Consider the following 18,593-nt stretch of genomic DNA (forward strand, 5'->3'; position numbering starts at 1 on the left):
AAGCCAACAGCCCTGCCGCGTGCGCTATGTGCCTTGTTGACGCTGACCGCCTGCGGCTCGCCCATGAGCGGCTACACCGGTCGCGATCCAGCCATGGCATACGTTCCCATTGCGCGTGCCGGCGTCATCGACGCGCGCCCCGCGTTCAGGACAGTGTTTTGCAAGGTGATGGGCGCCACTGCTTCCGGTCCGCAACAGGCCTGCGATTACTGGCTCAGGCGGCTGGACGACGAGGGACTTGCCGTTCCGGACATCCCTTCAGGTGGACTGCGTACCGAACAGGCCTCCCGCGAGTTTGATCTCCTGATCGTAAGCGGTGTCTTCGCCGAATGCTTACCGGATGTCCCGGCTTTCGACGACGCCGTGGAGCGCTTGCGGCATCTCGGCTACGTTATCGACCGCGCACCCGTCAAAGGCCGCGCCAGCGCGACCTACAATGCCGACATTATCAAAGCCTACATCGACGGGATGAAAGCGTCCGGCAGGACGAAAAAGACCATTGTGTTAACCTACTCAAAAGGCGCCGTGGACATGCTCACGGCACTTGACCGGCATCCGGGCCTCTCCGAAGATATCGGCGCAATTGTCAGCTTTGCCGGGGCCGTGAACGGCTCGCCGCTGGCCGATCAGTACCGGGAACTCTACGAACGTCTTTTCGCGAGCATCCCTTATCACCATTGTCCCGTCACCGACGGCGGCGAAATGGGCAGCATCAGTCGGGAATACAGGCTTAACTGGATGGCGAGGCGTCCCATCTTCGCCTCGCCCGCACTATTTTCGATTGTGGCCACACCGACGCCGGACCGTCTTTCCGCAGCGCTTGTGCCCATGCACGCCGCGCTGTCCCAGGATCGATCCGCGTAACGACGGTCAAGTCCTCCATTCCGACGCAATCTTGCCGGGTGCCACGTTGCTGGGTTATGTGAACGCCGACCATTTCGCCATCGCACTACCGTTCCAGCAACGCTCGCCCAGGCTGGCCCGCACATTGATCGATAAAAACGACTTCCCACGACCACAACTGGTCGAGGCCGCTGTGTTGTACGTTGAAGCGGCGCTGGTAACTGCTCGGGAACAACCGCCTCATCCGAAGTAACGCCCCGCCACCCATCAGTACACGTTTCTTTTACGCGCAACGCCCATCTTCCTATTTTTCCGCAATCCAGCAGTCCGTTCCTAGAGCGAAGAAGTATATACAAAATAAATCCACCATCTTTTCCGACACCGGGGGTTCCATGAAGATCGCAATGATATTATTTATACTATTCTTCTGTAAAGATTCATATTCTTTCGAACAGTGGGAGCATAAACGGATGGGTGATCTCGCCTATTATTTGGCAATAGAAATCCACTGTACCGGAAAGTCTGCACCGGATATATGCAAAGATAACGACCGCGAAACGCACAGGATAAATAGAGCCATTAACAACCTCGACGAAAGATGTGAAACCCGTGCCACGAAGCTCACATGCGACCTGTTCGAAAATATCGATAACGAGCTCAAATCAAAGACTAAAGACGCACAGAAATTGCGCGATTGGCATGCCAAGCTAGACATCGAGTGCAAATCGGCAAAAAATGTCGAGTATTGCGAAAGAAAGAATTTCTTTCAGGAGCAACGCTGGAAAAGCACCTTTTTCTTCGATCCGATCTATTCTGGAGGCCAAACTGACAGCAGCGGTTTGTACACAGAGGAAAAAATTAGTTATGGCGACGTGACGGGCTGCGTCGATTATTTTCTGACACCGGAAAAATTGCTAGCTGGCAGCGAGACAAGCTTGTACAAACCCATAAAACGATTGAAAAAATATGGCGAGAACGAGATACACCTATTCCCTGAGCAGCGTGGCGATCTGGATCTATCCGTTTCCAACCGCTGCTTCGATGCAATCTGGAATTTTGAGGGTAATCGCGCGGCACACGTCAACCATACCCACTTTCAGTCCGAACTGATTTTATCGCAAAGAAAAATGCATCTGCTTGCGATCAGCCTGCGTACTTTCGAGAACAACTTATTTGGTGCGCTGACGGCCAACGCCATCTCCGACCATTACTTACAAGATAGCATGGCGCCAGGTCACATTACGGCTTGGAGAAGCAGGTTAACCGATGTGGCGGCGAACGCCCATCACGACAAAAAGAACAGGGATGGCATCGACGTAGATATCGACTCCAAGATTCTTGCGACGATGAATGCCGTCCGGATCGATGGAGTAGACACAACTATCGTCGAGAAATTACTGGAAAGGTCTGATGAAAAGGCGAATGCTTTTTCGGGCAAGTCCGTCCGTGAATATTTTCTAACATCTGGGCAGAAAAATCGTAGGGACCTGTGCGGCAAAAAAAATTGCCTGGAACTCAGCCCGGACGAGCAAATAGCATATATGAAAAAAATCGGCGATATCCTTCTCACCCTCAAGCGAACAAGGATAAGGGGCGATGATTTCCTCTGGGATGACGACCAGGGCATCCAACGCATGCTTATACTCGTCATGAACGTGCGGTCCATTTTGGACGTTCTTCAGAGTCGAAAGATTGACGAGAATGCTGCTGGCCTCACCAGGGTTATGTCCGTGGATTCTTTCAAGAACAGCAGCTGGTTCTGGGTGGAAGTAGATGAAAAGGATGAGAAAAGCGGATTGACCTTCGTCAAACCCTCCAATCTGAAAGCACATGTAGGCACGGTCGCTTACAACGTTGAGAACAGCCCGAAATTTTATGGCTATGAGAAAACGGATCCGATTTACGGCGTAAGCATAGGTTTCGACGACATGCTATTCGGAGAGCAGCAAAACAGAGCGACCCTTTTATTCGAAAGGCTTATTATCGGTAACGCCAACGAGAAACGAGACGCATTCAATCTGGCGCTAGTCGCCGGCGTACAAGCGTCTCGCTCCAAAGCCGAAAATAGCGCGGGTCTGTCGCTTCGTGGCGCCTTGGTGCTGCCGCAGACGGAGACGATTATTAGTGTTCCCCTGCGGTATATCCGCATGCACGAGGGGGAGAGAACAAGATGGAGGCCAACCATCGGTGTTCGACTGGATCAAGGCTTTACCAGTTTCTCCACTTTCTACCTGCAATTGACCCACGACTATGCCCGGCAAAAAGACGGCAGCATTCGGTCCGGCCTGTCGATCGGTGCGGGGCTGGGTTTTGCGGCGCCGGAATGCAGGATTCCTGGTATCAAACAACTGCTCGCTTGCCGATGAGCGCTTGGGGCTGTGCGGTACAGTCACCACAGCCCGGCGCCAGGGGCACCTATGCGTCGTTTACTTCGGCGAAACGTCGGTCGCCTTCACCGCGATACGCTCGTTGATGTTTTTCGCGGCGATGGTCTCGGTCAGGAACGACGTTGATTTCACCAGCAGGTCGCGCGCCACTTCTTCCAGCGGCGACCCGCTGATGCTGGCGTGATTGCCGCCCAGCCCGGTGCCGCCGCCCCACCCCATGGCCGAGATGCCGAAGCCGGTCTTCTCGTTGTTGGCCTGGAAAGTTTTGGAGGCGATGATCTTGGCGCGGCGCACGTCCACCACGCGGATGTCCATGTTCATGTGCACCTTGGACTTTTTGTAATCGACCGCGCCGGCCAGCATGCTCAGCGGCCCCTTGAGGAAGCTCAGGCCACCCAGGCCGGTCGAGCTTTGCTCGAAGCCCAGCGAGGTGATCGAGCCGGTGATCATGTAGTCGGCCGCTTCGGCTTCGACTTTTTTGCCGATCAGCGCCAGCTCCTTGTTGATTTCCTCCATTTCGGCGCGCTCCTGCACGTCGAAGCAGCCGGTCTGGGTGAGCGCGGTGGCCAGCATCTCGGTCATGCCGGTGCCTACTCCCGTGTAGCTCGGTTGCGCGACGGTGCCCGAACGTTCCCACCAGCGGTACTGGCGCGGGTCCTGCTGGCCCGCGCCGGACGAGCAATCGGCGGATTTGCATTTGAATTCGGTGAATACGACCTTGGCCGCAGGCGTCGTGCACTTCGGCACGTTGATCTGGCGCTCGGAGACTTCGCTCGTATCGGCGAAGCACATGGCGGGAACAAACAGGAGGGCGGCGGCGAGGCGAACGTCTGGTGTCATATGGATATCCGTGAGTTAGTACAGGCAAATATTGGCGATTATGCACTGCCAACTCACGAGCAATTCTATCCAAATGTCACAAAATCACTTATCACCTAAGAAACTTTCATCCGCAACAACGCTGCGTGCGCATTGGCGGTGGTCGCGCTGGCGACCTCTTCCAAGGAAATGCCACGCAGCTCGGCCAGCACAGCGCCGATGCGGGGAATCTGATCGGGGCTATTGCGCCTCGGGTGGATCCAGCTGGGTGAAATATCCGGCGCGTCGGTCTCCAGCACGATCGCCTCCAGCGGCAGCTCGGCCGCCATGCGGCGTATTTGCAAAGCGCGCGTAAACGTCATGGCGCCGCCGAAACCGAGCTTGAATCCCAGGTCGATATAGCCCTGCGCCTGCTGGAAGCTGCCATTGAAGGCGTGCGCGATGCCGCCGGCCGGACGAATCTGGCGCGCGTGCTTGAGCACCACGTCCTGCGAGCGGCGCACGTGCATCAACACCGGCAGCTCGAAGTCGCGGGCAATCTTGAGCTGTTCGCGGAAGAAGAATATCTGCTTCTCGCGCATCGCTGGCTCGGTCAACATGGGGATGAAGAAGTCCAGGCCGATCTCGCCCAGCGCCACGAAGCGCGGGTCGGCCAGCGCCGCCTCGACCTGTGCGCGCAGCACGCGCAAGTCGTCTTCCTGCGCGTTCGGAACATAGATGGGATGGATGCCGAGCGCATAACAGCCGTTATCGACGCTGGCCGCCAACTCGGCGACGATGGAAAAATTGGCCGTTTCCACCGCCGGGATCACGATCATGCCGACACCCTGCGCCCTCGCCTTCCGCGCCTGTTCGACGGATTCGCCGCCGAATTCGTGAGCGTCGAGGTGGCAGTGGGTGTCGATCCACATGATGTCAGTCCTGGTAGGGTTTCAAGCCTTCGTCGGTCAGGCGCAGCACGCGGTCGCAGCGGCGCGCCAGTTCGATGTCGTGGGTGACGATGACGAAGGCCGTGCCCAGGGTGCGGGATAGCTCCAGCATCAGGTCGAAAATCTGCTGCGCGGTGGCGTGATCCAGGTTGCCGGTCGGTTCGTCGGCCAGCACGCAGGCGGGCTGGGTGACAAGCGCGCGCGCCAGCGCCACACGCTGACGTTCGCCGCCGGACAGTTCGCCCGGCACGTGGGTGACGCGCTTGGCCAGGTTCACGCGGGCCAGGATTTGCTGCGCCGCGCTGGTGGCGTCGCTGCGCTTGACGCGCCGTATCATCAGCGGCATGCCGACGTTGTCCAGCGCGGAGAACTCCGGCAGCAGGTGGTGGAACTGGTAGACGAAGCCCAGCGAGGCGTTGCGCAGATCGCCGCGCGCCGACTCGTTCAAACTGGCGAAGTCCTTGCCCAGCAGGGTCACGCTGCCGGTGGTCGGCGTATCGAGGCCGCCCAGCAGATGCAGCAAGGTCGATTTGCCCGAGCCGGAGGCGCCGACGATGGCGACACGTTCGCCGCGCCGCACGTCGATGTCGATCCCGGCCAGCACCTTGACCGAGTAGCTGCCCTGCGTGAAGGTCTTGCCCAGGTTACGGCAGGACAGGACCACCGGTGCCGGGTTGGTCGTTGGATCACTCATAGCGCAATGCCTCCGCAGGTTTGACGCGGGCGGCCCACCAGCTTGGGTAGATCGTGGCGACGAACGCCAGCACCACGGCCACGCCGCCGATCTTGAAAACGTCTGGCCAGCGCAGGTCCGATGGCACGACGCTGATGTAGTAAATATCCTTGGACAAGAACTGCACTCCTAATAAATGTTCGATAAACGGCACGATGACGTCGATGTTCAGGGCCACCAGTACGCCGCCGGCCACGCCCAGTATGGTGCCGAGGATGCCGACCAGCGCCCCCTGGATCATGAAGATCTTCATGATCGATCGCGGCGAGGCGCCCAGGGTGCGCAGGATGGCGATGTCGGCCTGCTTGTCGGTCACCGTCATCACCAGCGTGGAGACGAGGTTGAAGGCGGCGACCGCGATGATCAACGTCAGGATGATAAACATCATGCGCTTTTCGGTCTGCACGGCGGCGAACCAGTTGGCATTGAGTTTGGACCAATCGCGCATGGTCAGGTCGCCGGACATGGTGCGCTTGAGGTCCAGCGCCACTTGCGGCGCGCGGTTCATGTCGGACAGGCGCAGGCGCAGTCCGGCAGGTGCGTCCAGGCGCAGCAGCTTTTCGGCGTCGGTCAGGTGCACGAAGGCCAGCGCGGAATCGAATTCATTATGGCCCGCCTCGAAGATGCCGACCACGTTAAAGGAGCGCATGCGCGGCAGCACCCCTGCCGGCGTGGCCTGGCCCTGGGCCAGCGCGAGGGTCACCTTTTCGCCCAGGTTCACGCGCAACGCGCGCGCGAGGTCGATCCCGAGCACGATGTTGTAGGCGCCCGGCTGCAGCGCAGCGAAACTGCCCCTGCGGGTCTGCTTCGCCACATCGGAAACGTTCGGCTCCTGCTCCGGCAGCACGCCGCGGATGATGGCTGGACGCAGGATATCGTCGCGCACCAGCATGCCCTGCGTCTCCGCGAACGGCGCGGTCCCGATCACCTCGGGATTTTTGCGCGCCTCGGCGGCGGCGGCCTGCCAGTTCGGCATCGAGCCGCGCGCGTCGAACACCTCCACGTGGGCCAGCACCGACAGCATGCGCCCGGTGACATCCTTCTGGAAGCCGTTCATCACGGACAGCACAACGATCAGCGCGGCCACGCCCAAGCCAATGCCGGCCATCGAAATCAGGGAGATGAACGAGATAAAGCTGTTGCGCCCGCTGCGCTTGCCGGCGCGCGTGTAGCGCAGGCCGACCAGCCATTCAAACGGTAGATTCTTAATGATACTCATGTGTTCCAGCGGACAAAATCGGCGAAGTCAGCAGTTTGCCATATAAATGGTGTTGGCTGCGTGCGACGCGGCACACAGCATACGTCGACGCGCCTCACTCGTAGCGCAAAGCCTGCGCCGGCTTGACGCGGGCGCCGCGCCAGCTCGGATAGATTGTCGCCACGAACGCCAGCAGCACCGAGATCACCCCGATGTTGGTAACGTCCGACAGCCGCAGGTCCGAAGGCACCGAGCTGATCAGATAGATGTCCTTGGACAGGAAGTGCATCCCGAACAAACCCTCGATGAACGGCACGATGATGTGGATATTTACCGCCAGCACGGAACCGAGCGCGATGCCGAAGCCGGTGCCCAGCACCCCGGTCAGCCCGCCCTGGATCATGAAAATCTTCATGATCGACGCCGGCGAGGCGCCCAGGGTGCGCAGGATGGCGATGTCGGCCTGCTTGTCGGTCACCGTCATTACCAGGGTGGCGACCAGGTTGAAGGCGGCGACCGCGATAATCATGGTCAGGATAATGAACATCATGTTCTTCTGGCTTTTCACCGCGGCGAACCAGGTCGAGTTGGCGCTGGTCCAGTCACGCATGAACAAATCGCCCGGCATCGTCTGCTTCAATTGGCGCGCCACCTCGGGGGCGCGCTGCATGTCGGCCAGGCGCAGGCGCAGGCCGGACGGCGCGGCCACTCCCGCCAGCTGCTCGGCATCGGTGATATTGATGAGCGCCAGACCGGAGTCGAACTGGTTGTGGCCCACCTCGAAGATGCCGGTCACGGTCAGGGACCGTACGCGCGGCTGCATGGCGCCGCCCGCGCCCGGCGCCTGGGCGCGCGCCAGGGTCACGGTCTGGCCGACCTTGACTTTCAGCGCCCGGGCCAGCTCGGCGCCCAGCACGATATTGAATTGGCCCGGTTTGAGCGTGTCGAGGCTGCCCTCACGCATGCGCTCGCCGACCTCGGAGACGTTCTTCTCGGCCTCGGGCAACACGCCGCGCACCACCGACGGGCGCAGGATATCGTCGCGGATCAGCATGCCCTCGGTTTCGACGAAGGGCGCGGCACCCCGCACCTGCGGGTTGGCGAAGGCTTCCCGCGCGCGCTGTTGCCAGTCCGGCATCGAACCACGCAGGTCGAACACCTCTACGTGCGCCAGCACCGACAACATGCGGGTGGTCACTTCCTTTTCGAAGCCGTTCATCACGGACAGCACCACGATCAGCGCGGCCGTGCCCAGGCCGATGCCGGCCATCGAAATCAGCGAGATGAAAGAGATGAAACTATTGCGGCCGCTGCGCTTGCCGGCGCGCGTGTAACGCAGGCCGACCAGCCATTCAAACGGTAAATTCTTGACTATACTCATGGGCTAACGGGGCGATCAACGGAAGTGAGCCCGAAGTTTGCCATACAAATAGCATTTCATGGGTGAAACGCCGTTGGCGCAGCGACAAATCGCCGCGCCGCCAGGGGACGGCGGCGCGACGGTCAAGCGATCAGGCGAACTTCTGGCCCTGGCTCGACTTGCGGCGGCCCATGAAGCCGACCATGCCCAGACCCAGACCCAGCATGGCCCAAGTGCTCGCTTCCGGCACGGCGGCGGCCATCGAAACGCCCAGCAGTTGCTGCGACGCCAGGCCGTTGCTGCCGGTGCCGGTGAAGCTGGTGTAGGTGTACATATTGCTCAAAACCGTGTGCTGGGACGCCAGATTCAGCATCTGGAAGGCGGCATCGGCGCTCGAATCGGAGCCGCTGATGAAATATTGAGCGCCGGTGTTGTCGTAAATCTTGCCGTCGTCGGCCACCAATTCCCACAGCGCCAGCTGGAACGCTTTTTGGCCGTCGGCGTTTTTGATGGCGTTGTCGTACGAGGTTTCATACAGCGCCTTGACGCTGTTGCTCACCGTTGCGGTGGCGCCGGTGTACACGGTGTGTTGCTGCAGATCGACCTTCGGCTGGATGCAGAAGGCCAGGAAGCTGTCCTGCGCATTGACCGTATTGGTCAGTTCCATCACCGGGATACCGACCACTGGCGTGCCATTGAAGTTCTGGCCGTCGAAGTTGAGCACCAGGCCGCCCGCATCGACGATGGCTTGCGAGTTGTAGGTCTGGCCGGCGAAGGCGGCGCCCGAGAAGGCCAGGGAGACGGCGAGGACGGCGGCTTTGATTGCGTTGAATTTGGTTTGCATGATATTTTTTCTTCTATAAAAGTAAATGTCGTTGTACAGCTTAGGGAGAAACGAATACAAAATTAGGCGAATTCAATCTGGCACTGCTGGCTCTGCCCCACCAGCTGAACCGCCTGCGCGCCATCGCCCATCAGGTCGGCCATCGTCGGCAGGGTGACGCCGGCAGCCGCAGCGTCTGCCGCCGCTACATTGAAGTAGACGTCGGTCATGTCGGCCGATTTGCCGTTGCTCATGGTGACGCTGCTGCGCTCCAGGTGCAGGTTGTTGTTAGCGTCAAGGAAAGGCAGTTCGGTGTAGCCCACGTTCAGGCTGGCCACGCCGGCCGCCTTCAGCGACACCAGCTCGCCGGCGTCGGTCTTACCGTTGCTGTTGGCGTCCTGCCAGACCAGCAGGCTGGCGAATTGCGCGTCGGTGGCGTTGACCACGCCGTCGCCGTTGCTGTCGTAGCTGGCCAGCTTGGCGAAGCCCGAACCCTTGGAAGTGCCGCCGAACAGTTCGCTCACGCTGTCGATGCTGCCGTTGCCGTTGGCGTCGACCGCCAGGAAGCCGTCGGACTTGGACAACCAGCCCGACTGGATCGCCTTGCCGGTGCCCAGCAGGTCGAAGCTGCCTTTCATGTCGCCACGGGCGATGGTGTGGATGCCGTCGCCGTTCAGATCGATGGCGATCGGCGTGATGCCGGCGTCCCAGCTCATATCGTTCTCGCCCGAGCTCAGGTCGATGGTGTCGGTCTTGGTAACGTTGACTTTGTTGACCATGTCGCCATTGACGTCCGAATCGATGGCGTCGTTGCTGCCGGTATTCTTCACGCCCCACTTCCAGTCGTTCATGTTGTAGGTCTTGAAGATGACGTTGGATTTGTCGAACATCAGGTAATACTTGCCTGGAGTCAAATCCGCGAACTTGTAGTTGCCGTTGACGTCGGTCTTGACCGTACCCAGCTTGTTGTTGGCGGTGTCGTACAGCGACACGGTAATGCCGCCGATGCCTTCCTCGCCGCTGTCCTGCACGCCGTTGTGGTTGGCGTCGCGCCAGACCTTGTCGCCGAGGCTGGCTTTGCGGTAGATGCCAGCGTCGACCGTGCGCAGTTGTTCGCCGGTGGACAGGTCGATGGTGTCGGTGCGGCCGGTGTTGCCGGTGGCCTTGGTGACATCCGAATCCTTGGTGTAGTCGCCGGCGTCGGCCTTGGTGAAGAACCAGCCCGTGCTTTTGACCACTTCGACCTGATAGCTGCCCGACTGCAGGCCGTCGAACAGGTACTTGCCGCCGTTGGCGGTGACCACCGTTTGCTTGAGCACGTTATTGCCGTCGTACAGTTTGACGGTGACGCCGTCGACGCCCTTTTCGCCCGCGTCCTGCACGCCGTTGTAATTGGCGTCTTCCCAGATGGTGTCGCCGATGCTGGAGGCCTTGACCAGGCCGGCGTCATGGGTCTTGTCGTTGACGCCGGAGGCCAGCGTGATCTGCCCGCTCTTTCCAGCGGCGTCCACGTCAGAGTCGACGCTATCGTTGCTACCCTGGTTCTGCTTGGTGAAGACATAGCCGTCCACCGGCGCGAACTTGACCGAATATTTGCCCGGGCCCAGGTCGTTGAACGAATACAAACCGCTGGCGTCGGTGGTGGTGGTGCCGACGGCCACGTTTTTCTCGTTGAACAAGGTCACGCCCACGCCCTTGACGCCGGCTTCGCCGCTTTGCTGGATGCCATCGCCGTTGCTGTCGAACCAGACCTTGTCGCCGATGCTGCCCTTCTGATAAATGCCGGCGTCCATGTTGGTGACGTTCTGGCCGGCCGTGACGGTCACGCTGCCCAGGTTGCCGCTGGCGTTGGCGTCGCTGTCGATGTCGTTGTTGCTGCCGACGTCTTGCGTGGTGACGGTGTAGCCGGTCGGGGTCTTGATGGCGACCGCATAGGTGCCCGCCTCGACGCTGAACTTGTAGTTGCCGGCGTTGTCGGTGGTGGTGGTCTTGAGGACCTTGCCGGCGTTATCGCGCAACTCGACCGTCACACCGGCTTTGCCCACTTCGCCGCTGTCCTGCAGGCCGTTGCCGTTGTTGTCGATCCAGACGCGGTCGCCGATGGTGGCGGCCGCCACCACGCCTGCGTCGACGGTCTTGTCGACCTGGCCCGAGGTCAGCGTGAAGGTGTGCGACTGGCCGGCGGCGTTGACGTCGGAATCGGCGGCGTCGTTGCTGCCCTGGTTGGCGCTGGTAAAGGCCATGCCCTCTGGCAAGCTCGCCTTATCGAACACGACACTGTAGCTACCCGGCTTGAGGTCCGAGAACTGGTAGTTGCCGTTGGCGTCAGTGGTCACGCTGGCGCCGACCTGCTTGCCAGCGGCGTCGAACAGGCTGACCTTGACGTTGCCGACGCCGGCTTCGCCGCTGTCCTGCACGCCATTCTTGTTGGTGTCGAGCCACACGCGGTCGCCGACGGCGGCGTTTTTGTACAGGCCGGCATCGATGGTGTTGTTGACCTCGCCCGGTTGCAGCACGATGGTGCCGCTCTCGCCGGTGGCGCCGACATCGCTGTCCCGGGCGTCGTCCGTGCCGGCATCCTTGCCGGTGAACTGATAACCGGCCGGAGCCTTGACCGACACCGTGTAGCTGCCCGGATCGGCGGTGAAGTTGTAACGGCCGGCCGCGTCGGTGCTGGTGGTTTGCACTACCTTGCCGCTGGCGTCCTTGAGCTCGACGGTCACGTTGCCGATGCCCGCCTCGCCGCTGTCCTGCACGCCATTGGCGTTCTTGTCTTCCCAGACGGTGTCGCCCAGCTTGGCCTGGACCACAACCACGCCGGCGTCGAGGTCGGCGTTGTTGGCGCCGGAGACCAAGGTCACCTGCGCGGTGGCGCCGGTGCCGGCGTTGGCGTCCGAGTCGGCCGCATCGTTGCCGCCCTGGTCGGCGGTGGTGAAGACGTGGCCGGCCGGCAGGGTCGCCTTGTCGAACTGCACGCTGTAGGTGCCCGGCTTGAGGTTGGTGAAGCTGTAGCCGCCGTTGGCGTCGGTGGTGACGGCCGCCCCCATCGCCTTGCCGCTGGCGTCGAGCAAGGTGACCTTGACGCCGGCCACGCCCGCTTCGCCGGCATCCTGCACGCCGTTGCGGTTGCTGTCGAGCCAGACGCGGTCGCCCAGCGAGGCGGCGCGGTACAAGCCGGCGTCGATGGTATTGTCGACCTGGCCCGGGGTCAGGGTGATCAGACCGCTCTGGCCGGTCGCGTCGATATTGCTGTCGGTGGCGGTGTTGCCGCCGGCGTTCTGGCCGGTGACGGTCATGCCGGTTGGCGCGGTGACGGCGATCTTGTACTGGCCGGCATCGACGGTGAAGCTGTAGTTGCCTTCGGCGCCGGTGGTGGTGGTGGCGACCAGGTTGCCGGTGGCGTCGCGCAATTCGACGTTGACACCGACCAGGCCCGCTTCGCCGGCGTCCTGCACGCCGTTGGCGTTGCTGTCTTCCCACACGCGGTCGCCCAGGGTGGCGCGCTCGGCGACGATGCCGGCGTCCACGGTCTGGTTGTTCTCGCCGGAGGCCAGCGTCACCTGGGTGGTGCGGCCGGCGGCGTCGGCGTTCGAATCGAGGGCCGCGTCGGCGCCCTGGCCCTGCGCGGTGAACAAGTGGTGCGCCGGCAGGCTGGTCTGGTCGAATTGCACGCTGTAGCTGCCCGGCTTGAGGTCGCTGAACTGGTAATGGCCGTTGGCGTCCGTGGTGACGGCGGCGCCGACCGGGTTGCCGTTGGCGTCGAGCAAGGTGACGCGCACGCCGGCCACGCCCGCCTCGCCGGCGTCCTGCACGCCGTTACGGTTGGTGTCGAGCCAGACGGTGTCGCCCAGCGACGCTGCGCGGTACAGGCCGGCGTCGGCCTTATTGTTGGTCTCGCCCGGTGCCAGCGTGATCGGACCGGTGTTGCCGGACGCATCGATGTCGCTGTCGGTGGCGTCGTCGCCGCCCAGGTCCTGGCCGACCGGTTTGAAGCCGGCCGGCGCCTTCACCGACACCGAATAGGTGCCCGGATCGACGTCGAAGTGGTACTTGCCGCTCGCGTCGGTGGTGGTGCTGGCGACCACTTTGCCGGCGCCGTCCTTGAGTTCGACCACGACGTTGCCGATGCCCGCCTCGCCGGCGTCCTGCACGCCGTTGCCGTTGCCGTCTTCCCAGACGAAGTCGCCCAGATGGGCCTTCGGCACGTTGAAGGTCAGGTAGTTCGGCGTGGCGCTGGTGTCGGCGGCGTTGCAGCCGACCAGGCCGCCGGCGTCGCGGACCTTGAAGCCGATGTCGAAGTTGCCCGAGGTCGTCTGGCTAGGCTCGAAGGCCAGCTTGCCGGCGGCGATGTCGGCGGCCGATACCTCGGTGTTGGCAGTGATGGCCACGCCGTTGAGCAGCAGTTTGCCGGCGGTCGGCAGCGAGGTGATGATGACGGACTGGAACGCGTCGTGCTCGACCGCGTCGACGAAGCCGAAATCGTTTTGCGACAGCACCACGGCGTTGCCGTTGTCCAGATTGAAGGTTTTGTTGGCGGCGGTCGGTGCGTCGTTGACCGGATCGACAATCACTTGCAGGGTCATGGTCACGGTGTTGCCGCCGCCCTGGTCCACGACGAATTCGATCGTGGTGAACTGGCCATTGTAATCGGCATGCCACTGGCCCGGACGGATGTAGACGGTGTCGGCATCGACTTTGCCGAACAACGGGGTGTTCTTGGTGGACGTGGTTCCGTCCGGCAGTACGACATACATGGCGCTTACGTTGAGCGAAGAGCTGGCGGCGTAGCCGGCCGCGCTCAGGATGTCGCGCACATCGTAGGTACCTTCGGTATCTTCGCAAATGTGAATAGAGGTAGCAAGGTTGATCGAACTCATGTCGTAAAGCCTTCGTATTCTTTTTAAGAGTTGGGGAGCTGAACGGCTGCCGTCACGGGGTCAGGGTGGTCAGCGGCGCGGCACGCGGAGGCATTCACGGACGCTAAGTGATGCCTGCAAATCATCTAAGTTGCTCATATTACATATGAATTTGATTTTGGACAATTGATATTTATCTACGTTAGTGATTTTATTTTCAATATCTGCTTGGAATGTTGTATTTTAAACTTGACAACTTCGACGTGACTTTGCTTGAAAGATTTTTTCGGTCCACGCCGCAATGCCCTACAATCTCGGGATGACTGAAATCACCCTTGTTCTGCCCTACGCGCTGCCCCCGCCGGAGATGGCGCGCGACCTGATCCGCGCCCTGCAAACACCCGCCCTGGCGGCGCTGGTCTCGCGCCACAGCGATGCCAAAACCATTACTTTCGACAACAACAGCCGCGTGCTGCCGCATGAGGCGTGGCTGAGCCACGCGCTTGGCCTGGCGCCGGCGCCCGATCATCCGGATACCGGCGCCCCGGTGGCCACCGCCGCCATGCGCGGTTGCGGCCCGGAGTTGGCCGCCGCCGCGGCCAGCGGCCACTGGTTCATCGTCCAGCCGGCCAACATCCAGATCTCGCGCACCCACTCGCTGCTGTCGGACCCGCGCGCGCTGCAATTGACCGAGGACGAATCGCGCGCCCTGTACGACATCGCCCGCCCGTACTTCGAGGAGCTGGGCAAGCCGCTGCTGTACGCCACGCCGGGATTGTGGTTCGCCCGCGCGGACGACTGGTCCGGCCTGCGCACCGCCTCGCCGGATGCCGCCACCACCCAATACATCAGCGACTGGGTGCCGGAGGGCGAACGCGCGCGCGACTACCGCAAGCTGCAAAACGAAATCCAGATGCTGTGGCACGAACACCCGGTCAACGAGGCGCGCCATGAGCGCGGCCTGCAGCAGGTCAATTCGTTCTGGCTGTGGGGCGGCTGCGGGCCGGTCACGCTGGCGGCGCTGCCGTTGTGGGTGGCCGGCGCCGGCGCGCCTTCGTGGATGCAGGCGCTGGCCGCGCCCGGGCGGCGCGCGCCGGAGGCCGCGCGGCTGATCGCCGACGCGGGCAACGGCGGCGGCGGTGTTACCGCCGTGCTGGCGGAGCTGATTCCGTCGGCGCAAACCGGTGACTGGGCCGACTGGCTGGCGCGCATGCAGCGTCTGGAACAGGCGTGGTTCGCGCCGCTGCTGGCGGCGCTCAAGGAGGGCCGCGTCGGCCGCGTCAACCTGGTCCTCAGCCACCGCCACGGCTGGACGACCGTATCGAGCACCAAACTCGCCCAGCGCAAATTCTGGCGCAAGCAGAACCTGAACACTTTATCGAGCACCGTCCGCACATGACCCGTATCGCCACCCGTCCCTACCCTTACCGCGAATCCGAAATGCTGCGCCAGGGAGGCATCCACCCGGTGCTGGCGCGCCTGTACGCGGCGCGCGGCCTGACCGACATCAAGGATTTGTCGAGCGAACTGGCGGCGATGATTCCGCCTTCGGGCCTGCTGCACATCGGCGCCGCCGCCGTGTTCCTGGCCGACGCCATCGCCGCCGGCAAGCGCATGGTCATCGTGGCCGACTACGACTGCGACGGCGCCACCGCCTGCGCGGTCGCGCTGCGCGGCCTGCGCGCCATGGGCGCCAATATCGACTTCATCGTCCCCAACCGCTTCGAGTACGGCTACGGCCTGACGCCGGAGATCGTGGAGCTGACGGCGCGCGAGAAGCAGCCCGACATCATCATCACCGTCGACAACGGCATCGCCAGCATCGACGGCGTGGCCGAGGCCAACCGGCGCGGCATCGAGGTGGTGGTCACCGACCACCACCTGCCGTCGGATACCCTGCCGGCCGCGCGCGTGATCGTCAACCCGAACCAGCCCGAATGCGGCTTCCCGAGCAAGCATATCGCCGGCGTCGGCGTGGTGTTCTACGTGCTGCTGGCGTTGCGCGCCGAATTCCGCAAGCGCGGCGCCTATGAGACGCAGCCGCAGCCCAAATTGGACAACCTGCTCGACCTGGTGGCGCTGGGCACCGTCGCCGACGTGGTGCGGCTGGACCCGAACAACCGCATCCTGGTGGCGCAGGGGCTCAAGCGCATGCGCGCCGGCCGCATGCACGCCGGCGTGGCCGCGCTGTTCCGCGTGGCCGGCCGCGAGCCGCGCACCGCCAGCCCGTTCGACCTCGGTTTCGCGCTCGGTCCGCGCCTGAACGCGGCCGGCCGGCTGGAAGACATGTCGCTCGGGATCGAATGCCTGATCACCGACGACGAGGGCCGCGCCTGGGAACTGGCGCAGCGGCTCAACGAGATCAACCTGAAACGGCGCGAGATCGAGGCCGAGATGCAGGACACGGCGCTGCTGCACCTCGATGCCTTCGAACCGGCCAACAGCAGCACCATCTGCGTGTTCGACGCATCGTGGCACCAGGGTGTGATCGGCATCGTCGCCTCGCGGCTCAAGGAAAAGTTCTTCCGCCCGACGATCACCTTCGCGCCCGGGGCCGACGGCTGGATCAAGGGGTCCGGCCGCTCCATCCCCGGCTTCCACCTGCGCGACGCGCTCGACCTGGTCTACAAGAAGGCGCCCAGCCTGATCGACAAGTTCGGCGGCCACGCGATGGCGGCCGGGCTGACCCTGCGCGCCGACGCCTTCGACGCCTTCTCCGCCGCCTTCGAGGAGGTCGGCCAGGCGTGGCTGAGCAAGCAGCAACTGGAACGCATCGTCGAAACCGACGGTCCGCTGGAAGACGCCTACTACACCACCTCCTTCATCGACCTGATGGCCGGCCAGGTATGGGGCCAGGGCTTCGCACCGCCGGTGTTCTGCGACGAGTTCCGCGTGGTCAGCCAGCGCATATTAAAAGAGCGCCACCTCAAACTGCTGCTGGAAAAGAACGGCGCCCGCTACGACGCCATCTGGTTCGGCCATGTCGACTCGCTGGGCGAGCGGGCCAAAGTCGCCTTCCGTCTGGACGCCAATGAATACAACGGCGTAACAAAAGTACAACTCCTGGTGGAGCACGCCGAACCAGCCTGAGGCCCGGAGCGCGGCCAGATTCACTCCCCGATTGCTATTCATCCGAAAAAGGAGTATAAGTACTCCATTACCGGAGGATCTATGAATCTGACCTATGCTTACCCTCGCAGCCGCTTCGAGCCGACCGTCTTGGTGGACCTGAACGCCAAGGCCGAGCGCGAGCGGTTATCGAAGTCGGCCCTCAAGGGCTTTTTCAAGCTCGCCGCCACGTGGCACGTGCGCGACGAGGACGCCCGCCAGCTGCTGGGCGGGCTGTCGAGCAGCGCCCTGTACGAATGGAAAAAGAACCCGGAACGCACGCTGGAGGTGGACTGCATCACCCGCATCTCCTACCTGCTGGGCATCTACAAGGCGCTGCACATCATCTACGGCGACAAGCTCGCCGACGAATGGGTCAACCTGCCCAACAACAACCAGATTTTTGAAGGCCGCACGCCGCTGGCGTACATGCTGGGCGGCGGCCTGCTGGCAATGCAAACCGTGCGTCAATTATTAGATGCGCGCCGCGGAGGACTGTAAGTGCCGGTCAGCCTGATTCCACCCCTTACCACGCTGCGCCAGTTCGACACTTGCCGTTTGCTGCCATCCCGGTTCGCCGACCTGGAGGATTCCGTGCTGTCGCCGCTGGCCGACAGCGACGACATGCTGCGCGACCTGTTCGACCTTGACAACGCCACCAACGCGCGCCTGCGCACGCAAAACGGCGGCTCTACCGGCATCAACGTCGATGAACTGGTGTTCGGGGTGCCGAACTTCCGCATCGTAAATGCCGCCTTCACCTACGCGCATCCGCAAGGCAGCCGCTTCAACGACGGCCGGCGCGGCGCCTGGTACTGCGCCTTCGACGTGGAGACCGCGCTGGCGGAAATCAGCTTTCACAAGGCGGTGGAATACGCTGAAATCAACCGCTTCGACGACAGCGTGCAGTATCAATGCATGCTGGCCGACTTCACCGCCACCTTCCACGACCTGCGCAACCAGCCGCGCTACGAAGGCTGCCTGTCGCCGGAGAGCTACATCGAATCGCAGACACTGGCCGAACGCCTGCTCGACGGCGGCTCGCTCGGCATCATCTACCCCAGCGTGAGGCGTCCGAGCGGCACCAACCTGGCCTGCTTCCGTCCCGCGCTGGTGGGCAACGTGCGCAAAGGCGCCGCCTATCGCCTGACCTGGCAAGGCAGCCCGGAACCGACCATCGACATTATCTGATCATTTTTACCATGCAAACCAAACCTGAAAACGACACTGAACTGCGCCTCAAAGTCAACCGCGAGACCGCCCGCCTGCCGTGGACCGAACTGCTCAAGCATTTCGCCGCCGGCAACGTGGTGTGGGTGGCCAACTCGCTCGACCTGGTCGATGTCGCCGTGCGCATCTCGCACGACGACAAGGCCAACATCAGCCAATGGATGAACGCCGGCCTGCTCGCGCGCGTCAGCGACGAGCAGGCGCAGGGCTGGCTGGAAGCCAACGCCGCCCTGTGGGCGGTCGTCGTCAGCCCGTTCATCCTCGTGCAGCAGGAAAAAGCGGTTCCAGCCAGCGTGCACTGAACTAC

14 protein-coding genes are annotated in these 18,593 nt (G+C 62.3%); 7 read left to right on the plus strand and 7 right to left on the minus strand.

Annotation, left to right across the window (positions count from 1 at the left end; translation table 11 throughout):
* Positions 1 to 63 precede the first annotated feature (63 nt).
* Both NHH73_18075 and NHH73_18080 read left to right on the plus strand, forming a co-directional pair.
* Entirely contained in the window at positions 64 to 864 is an 801-nt protein-coding gene (locus NHH73_18075) for a hypothetical protein (GenBank protein ID USX24520.1), read from the plus strand.
* A gap of 449 nt (positions 865 to 1,313) precedes the next feature.
* On the plus strand, positions 1,314 to 3,209 hold the full coding sequence (locus NHH73_18080) for a hypothetical protein (protein ID USX24521.1): 1,896 nt from the start codon (positions 1,314 to 1,316) through the stop codon (positions 3,207 to 3,209).
* Positions 3,210 to 3,269: 60 nt separating this feature from the next.
* Here NHH73_18080 and NHH73_18085 read toward each other — a convergent pair whose 3' ends face one another.
* The 7 genes from NHH73_18085 to NHH73_18115 form a co-directional block, all read right to left on the minus strand.
* Complete coding sequence (locus NHH73_18085; GenBank protein USX24522.1) at positions 3,270 to 4,070, minus strand: hypothetical protein; 801 nt, start codon at positions 4,068 to 4,070, stop codon at positions 3,270 to 3,272.
* Between the two features lie 95 nt (positions 4,071 to 4,165).
* Complete coding sequence (locus NHH73_18090; GenBank protein ID USX24523.1) at positions 4,166 to 4,960, minus strand: TatD family hydrolase; 795 nt, start codon at positions 4,958 to 4,960, stop codon at positions 4,166 to 4,168.
* 4 nt (positions 4,961 to 4,964) lie between these two features.
* Positions 4,965 to 5,672, minus strand: coding sequence for a lipoprotein-releasing ABC transporter ATP-binding protein LolD (gene lolD / locus NHH73_18095; protein ID USX24524.1), 708 nt, complete (start codon positions 5,670 to 5,672; stop codon positions 4,965 to 4,967).
* Positions 5,665 to 6,930 (minus strand): lipoprotein-releasing ABC transporter permease subunit, encoded by a 1,266-nt coding sequence (locus NHH73_18100; protein USX24525.1) that lies wholly within the window; start codon positions 6,928 to 6,930, stop codon positions 5,665 to 5,667. Before NHH73_18100 ends, lolD begins: the two co-directional genes overlap by 8 nt.
* Positions 6,931 to 7,024: 94 nt before the next feature.
* Complete coding sequence (locus NHH73_18105) at positions 7,025 to 8,290, minus strand: lipoprotein-releasing ABC transporter permease subunit (protein ID USX24526.1); 1,266 nt, start codon at positions 8,288 to 8,290, stop codon at positions 7,025 to 7,027.
* 130 nt (positions 8,291 to 8,420) lie between these two features.
* A complete protein-coding gene (locus NHH73_18110; protein USX24527.1) occupies positions 8,421 to 9,113 on the minus strand; it encodes a PEP-CTERM sorting domain-containing protein in 693 nt (230 codons plus the stop codon).
* A gap of 62 nt (positions 9,114 to 9,175) precedes the next feature.
* Positions 9,176 to 13,969: a carboxypeptidase regulatory-like domain-containing protein gene (locus NHH73_18115; protein USX24528.1), complete on the minus strand. Its 4,794-nt coding sequence runs from the start codon at positions 13,967 to 13,969 to the stop codon at positions 9,176 to 9,178.
* A gap of 298 nt (positions 13,970 to 14,267) precedes the next feature.
* Here NHH73_18115 and NHH73_18120 point away from each other — a divergent pair, with 298 nt between their 5' ends.
* The 5 genes from NHH73_18120 (at position 14,268) to NHH73_18140 (ending at position 18,588) form a co-directional block, all read left to right on the plus strand.
* The gene (locus tag NHH73_18120) at positions 14,268 to 15,347 is read left to right on the plus strand and encodes a hypothetical protein (protein USX24529.1); all 1,080 of its coding nucleotides are present in this window, start codon (positions 14,268 to 14,270) and stop codon (positions 15,345 to 15,347) included.
* Positions 15,344 to 17,038, plus strand: coding sequence for a single-stranded-DNA-specific exonuclease RecJ (gene recJ, locus NHH73_18125; GenBank protein ID USX24530.1), 1,695 nt, complete (start codon positions 15,344 to 15,346; stop codon positions 17,036 to 17,038). Before NHH73_18120 ends, recJ begins: the two co-directional genes overlap by 4 nt.
* Before the next feature lie 81 nt (positions 17,039 to 17,119).
* Complete coding sequence (locus NHH73_18130; protein USX24531.1) at positions 17,120 to 17,557, plus strand: MbcA/ParS/Xre antitoxin family protein; 438 nt, start codon at positions 17,120 to 17,122, stop codon at positions 17,555 to 17,557.
* The gene (locus NHH73_18135; GenBank protein USX24532.1) at positions 17,558 to 18,247 is read left to right on the plus strand and encodes an RES family NAD+ phosphorylase; all 690 of its coding nucleotides are present in this window, start codon (positions 17,558 to 17,560) and stop codon (positions 18,245 to 18,247) included.
* 11 nt (positions 18,248 to 18,258) lie between these two features.
* Positions 18,259 to 18,588 (plus strand): DUF2288 domain-containing protein, encoded by a 330-nt coding sequence (locus NHH73_18140; protein ID USX24533.1) that lies wholly within the window; start codon positions 18,259 to 18,261, stop codon positions 18,586 to 18,588.
* Positions 18,589 to 18,593: the final 5 nt, after the last annotated feature.

This window comes from Oxalobacteraceae bacterium OTU3CINTB1 (genome assembly GCA_024123955.1).
Lineage (GTDB): Bacteria > Pseudomonadota > Gammaproteobacteria > Burkholderiales > Burkholderiaceae_D > Rugamonas.

Bases quoted from the DNA above. Each gene is read 5' to 3' on its own strand.
- NHH73_18090 (USX24523.1), bottom strand. From the start codon at position 4,960: ATGTGGATCGACACCCACTGCCACCTCGACGCTCACGAATTCGGCGGC.
- NHH73_18075 (USX24520.1), top strand. From the start codon at position 64: ATGAGCGGCTACACCGGTCGCGATCCAGCCATGGCATACGTTCCCATT.
- NHH73_18100 (USX24525.1), bottom strand. From the start codon at position 6,930: ATGAGTATCATTAAGAATCTACCGTTTGAATGGCTGGTCGGCCTGCGC.
- lolD (USX24524.1), bottom strand. From the start codon at position 5,672: ATGAGTGATCCAACGACCAACCCGGCACCGGTGGTCCTGTCCTGCCGT.
- NHH73_18080 (USX24521.1), top strand. From the start codon at position 1,314: ATGGGTGATCTCGCCTATTATTTGGCAATAGAAATCCACTGTACCGGA.
- NHH73_18130 (USX24531.1), top strand. From the start codon at position 17,120: ATGAATCTGACCTATGCTTACCCTCGCAGCCGCTTCGAGCCGACCGTC.
- NHH73_18110 (USX24527.1), bottom strand. From the start codon at position 9,113: ATGCAAACCAAATTCAACGCAATCAAAGCCGCCGTCCTCGCCGTCTCC.
- NHH73_18120 (USX24529.1), top strand. From the start codon at position 14,268: ATGACTGAAATCACCCTTGTTCTGCCCTACGCGCTGCCCCCGCCGGAG.
- recJ (USX24530.1), top strand. From the start codon at position 15,344: ATGACCCGTATCGCCACCCGTCCCTACCCTTACCGCGAATCCGAAATG.
- NHH73_18115 (USX24528.1), bottom strand. From the start codon at position 13,969: ATGAGTTCGATCAACCTTGCTACCTCTATTCACATTTGCGAAGATACC.
- NHH73_18085 (USX24522.1), bottom strand. From the start codon at position 4,070: ATGACACCAGACGTTCGCCTCGCCGCCGCCCTCCTGTTTGTTCCCGCC.
- NHH73_18140 (USX24533.1), top strand. From the start codon at position 18,259: ATGCAAACCAAACCTGAAAACGACACTGAACTGCGCCTCAAAGTCAAC.
- NHH73_18105 (USX24526.1), bottom strand. From the start codon at position 8,290: ATGAGTATAGTCAAGAATTTACCGTTTGAATGGCTGGTCGGCCTGCGT.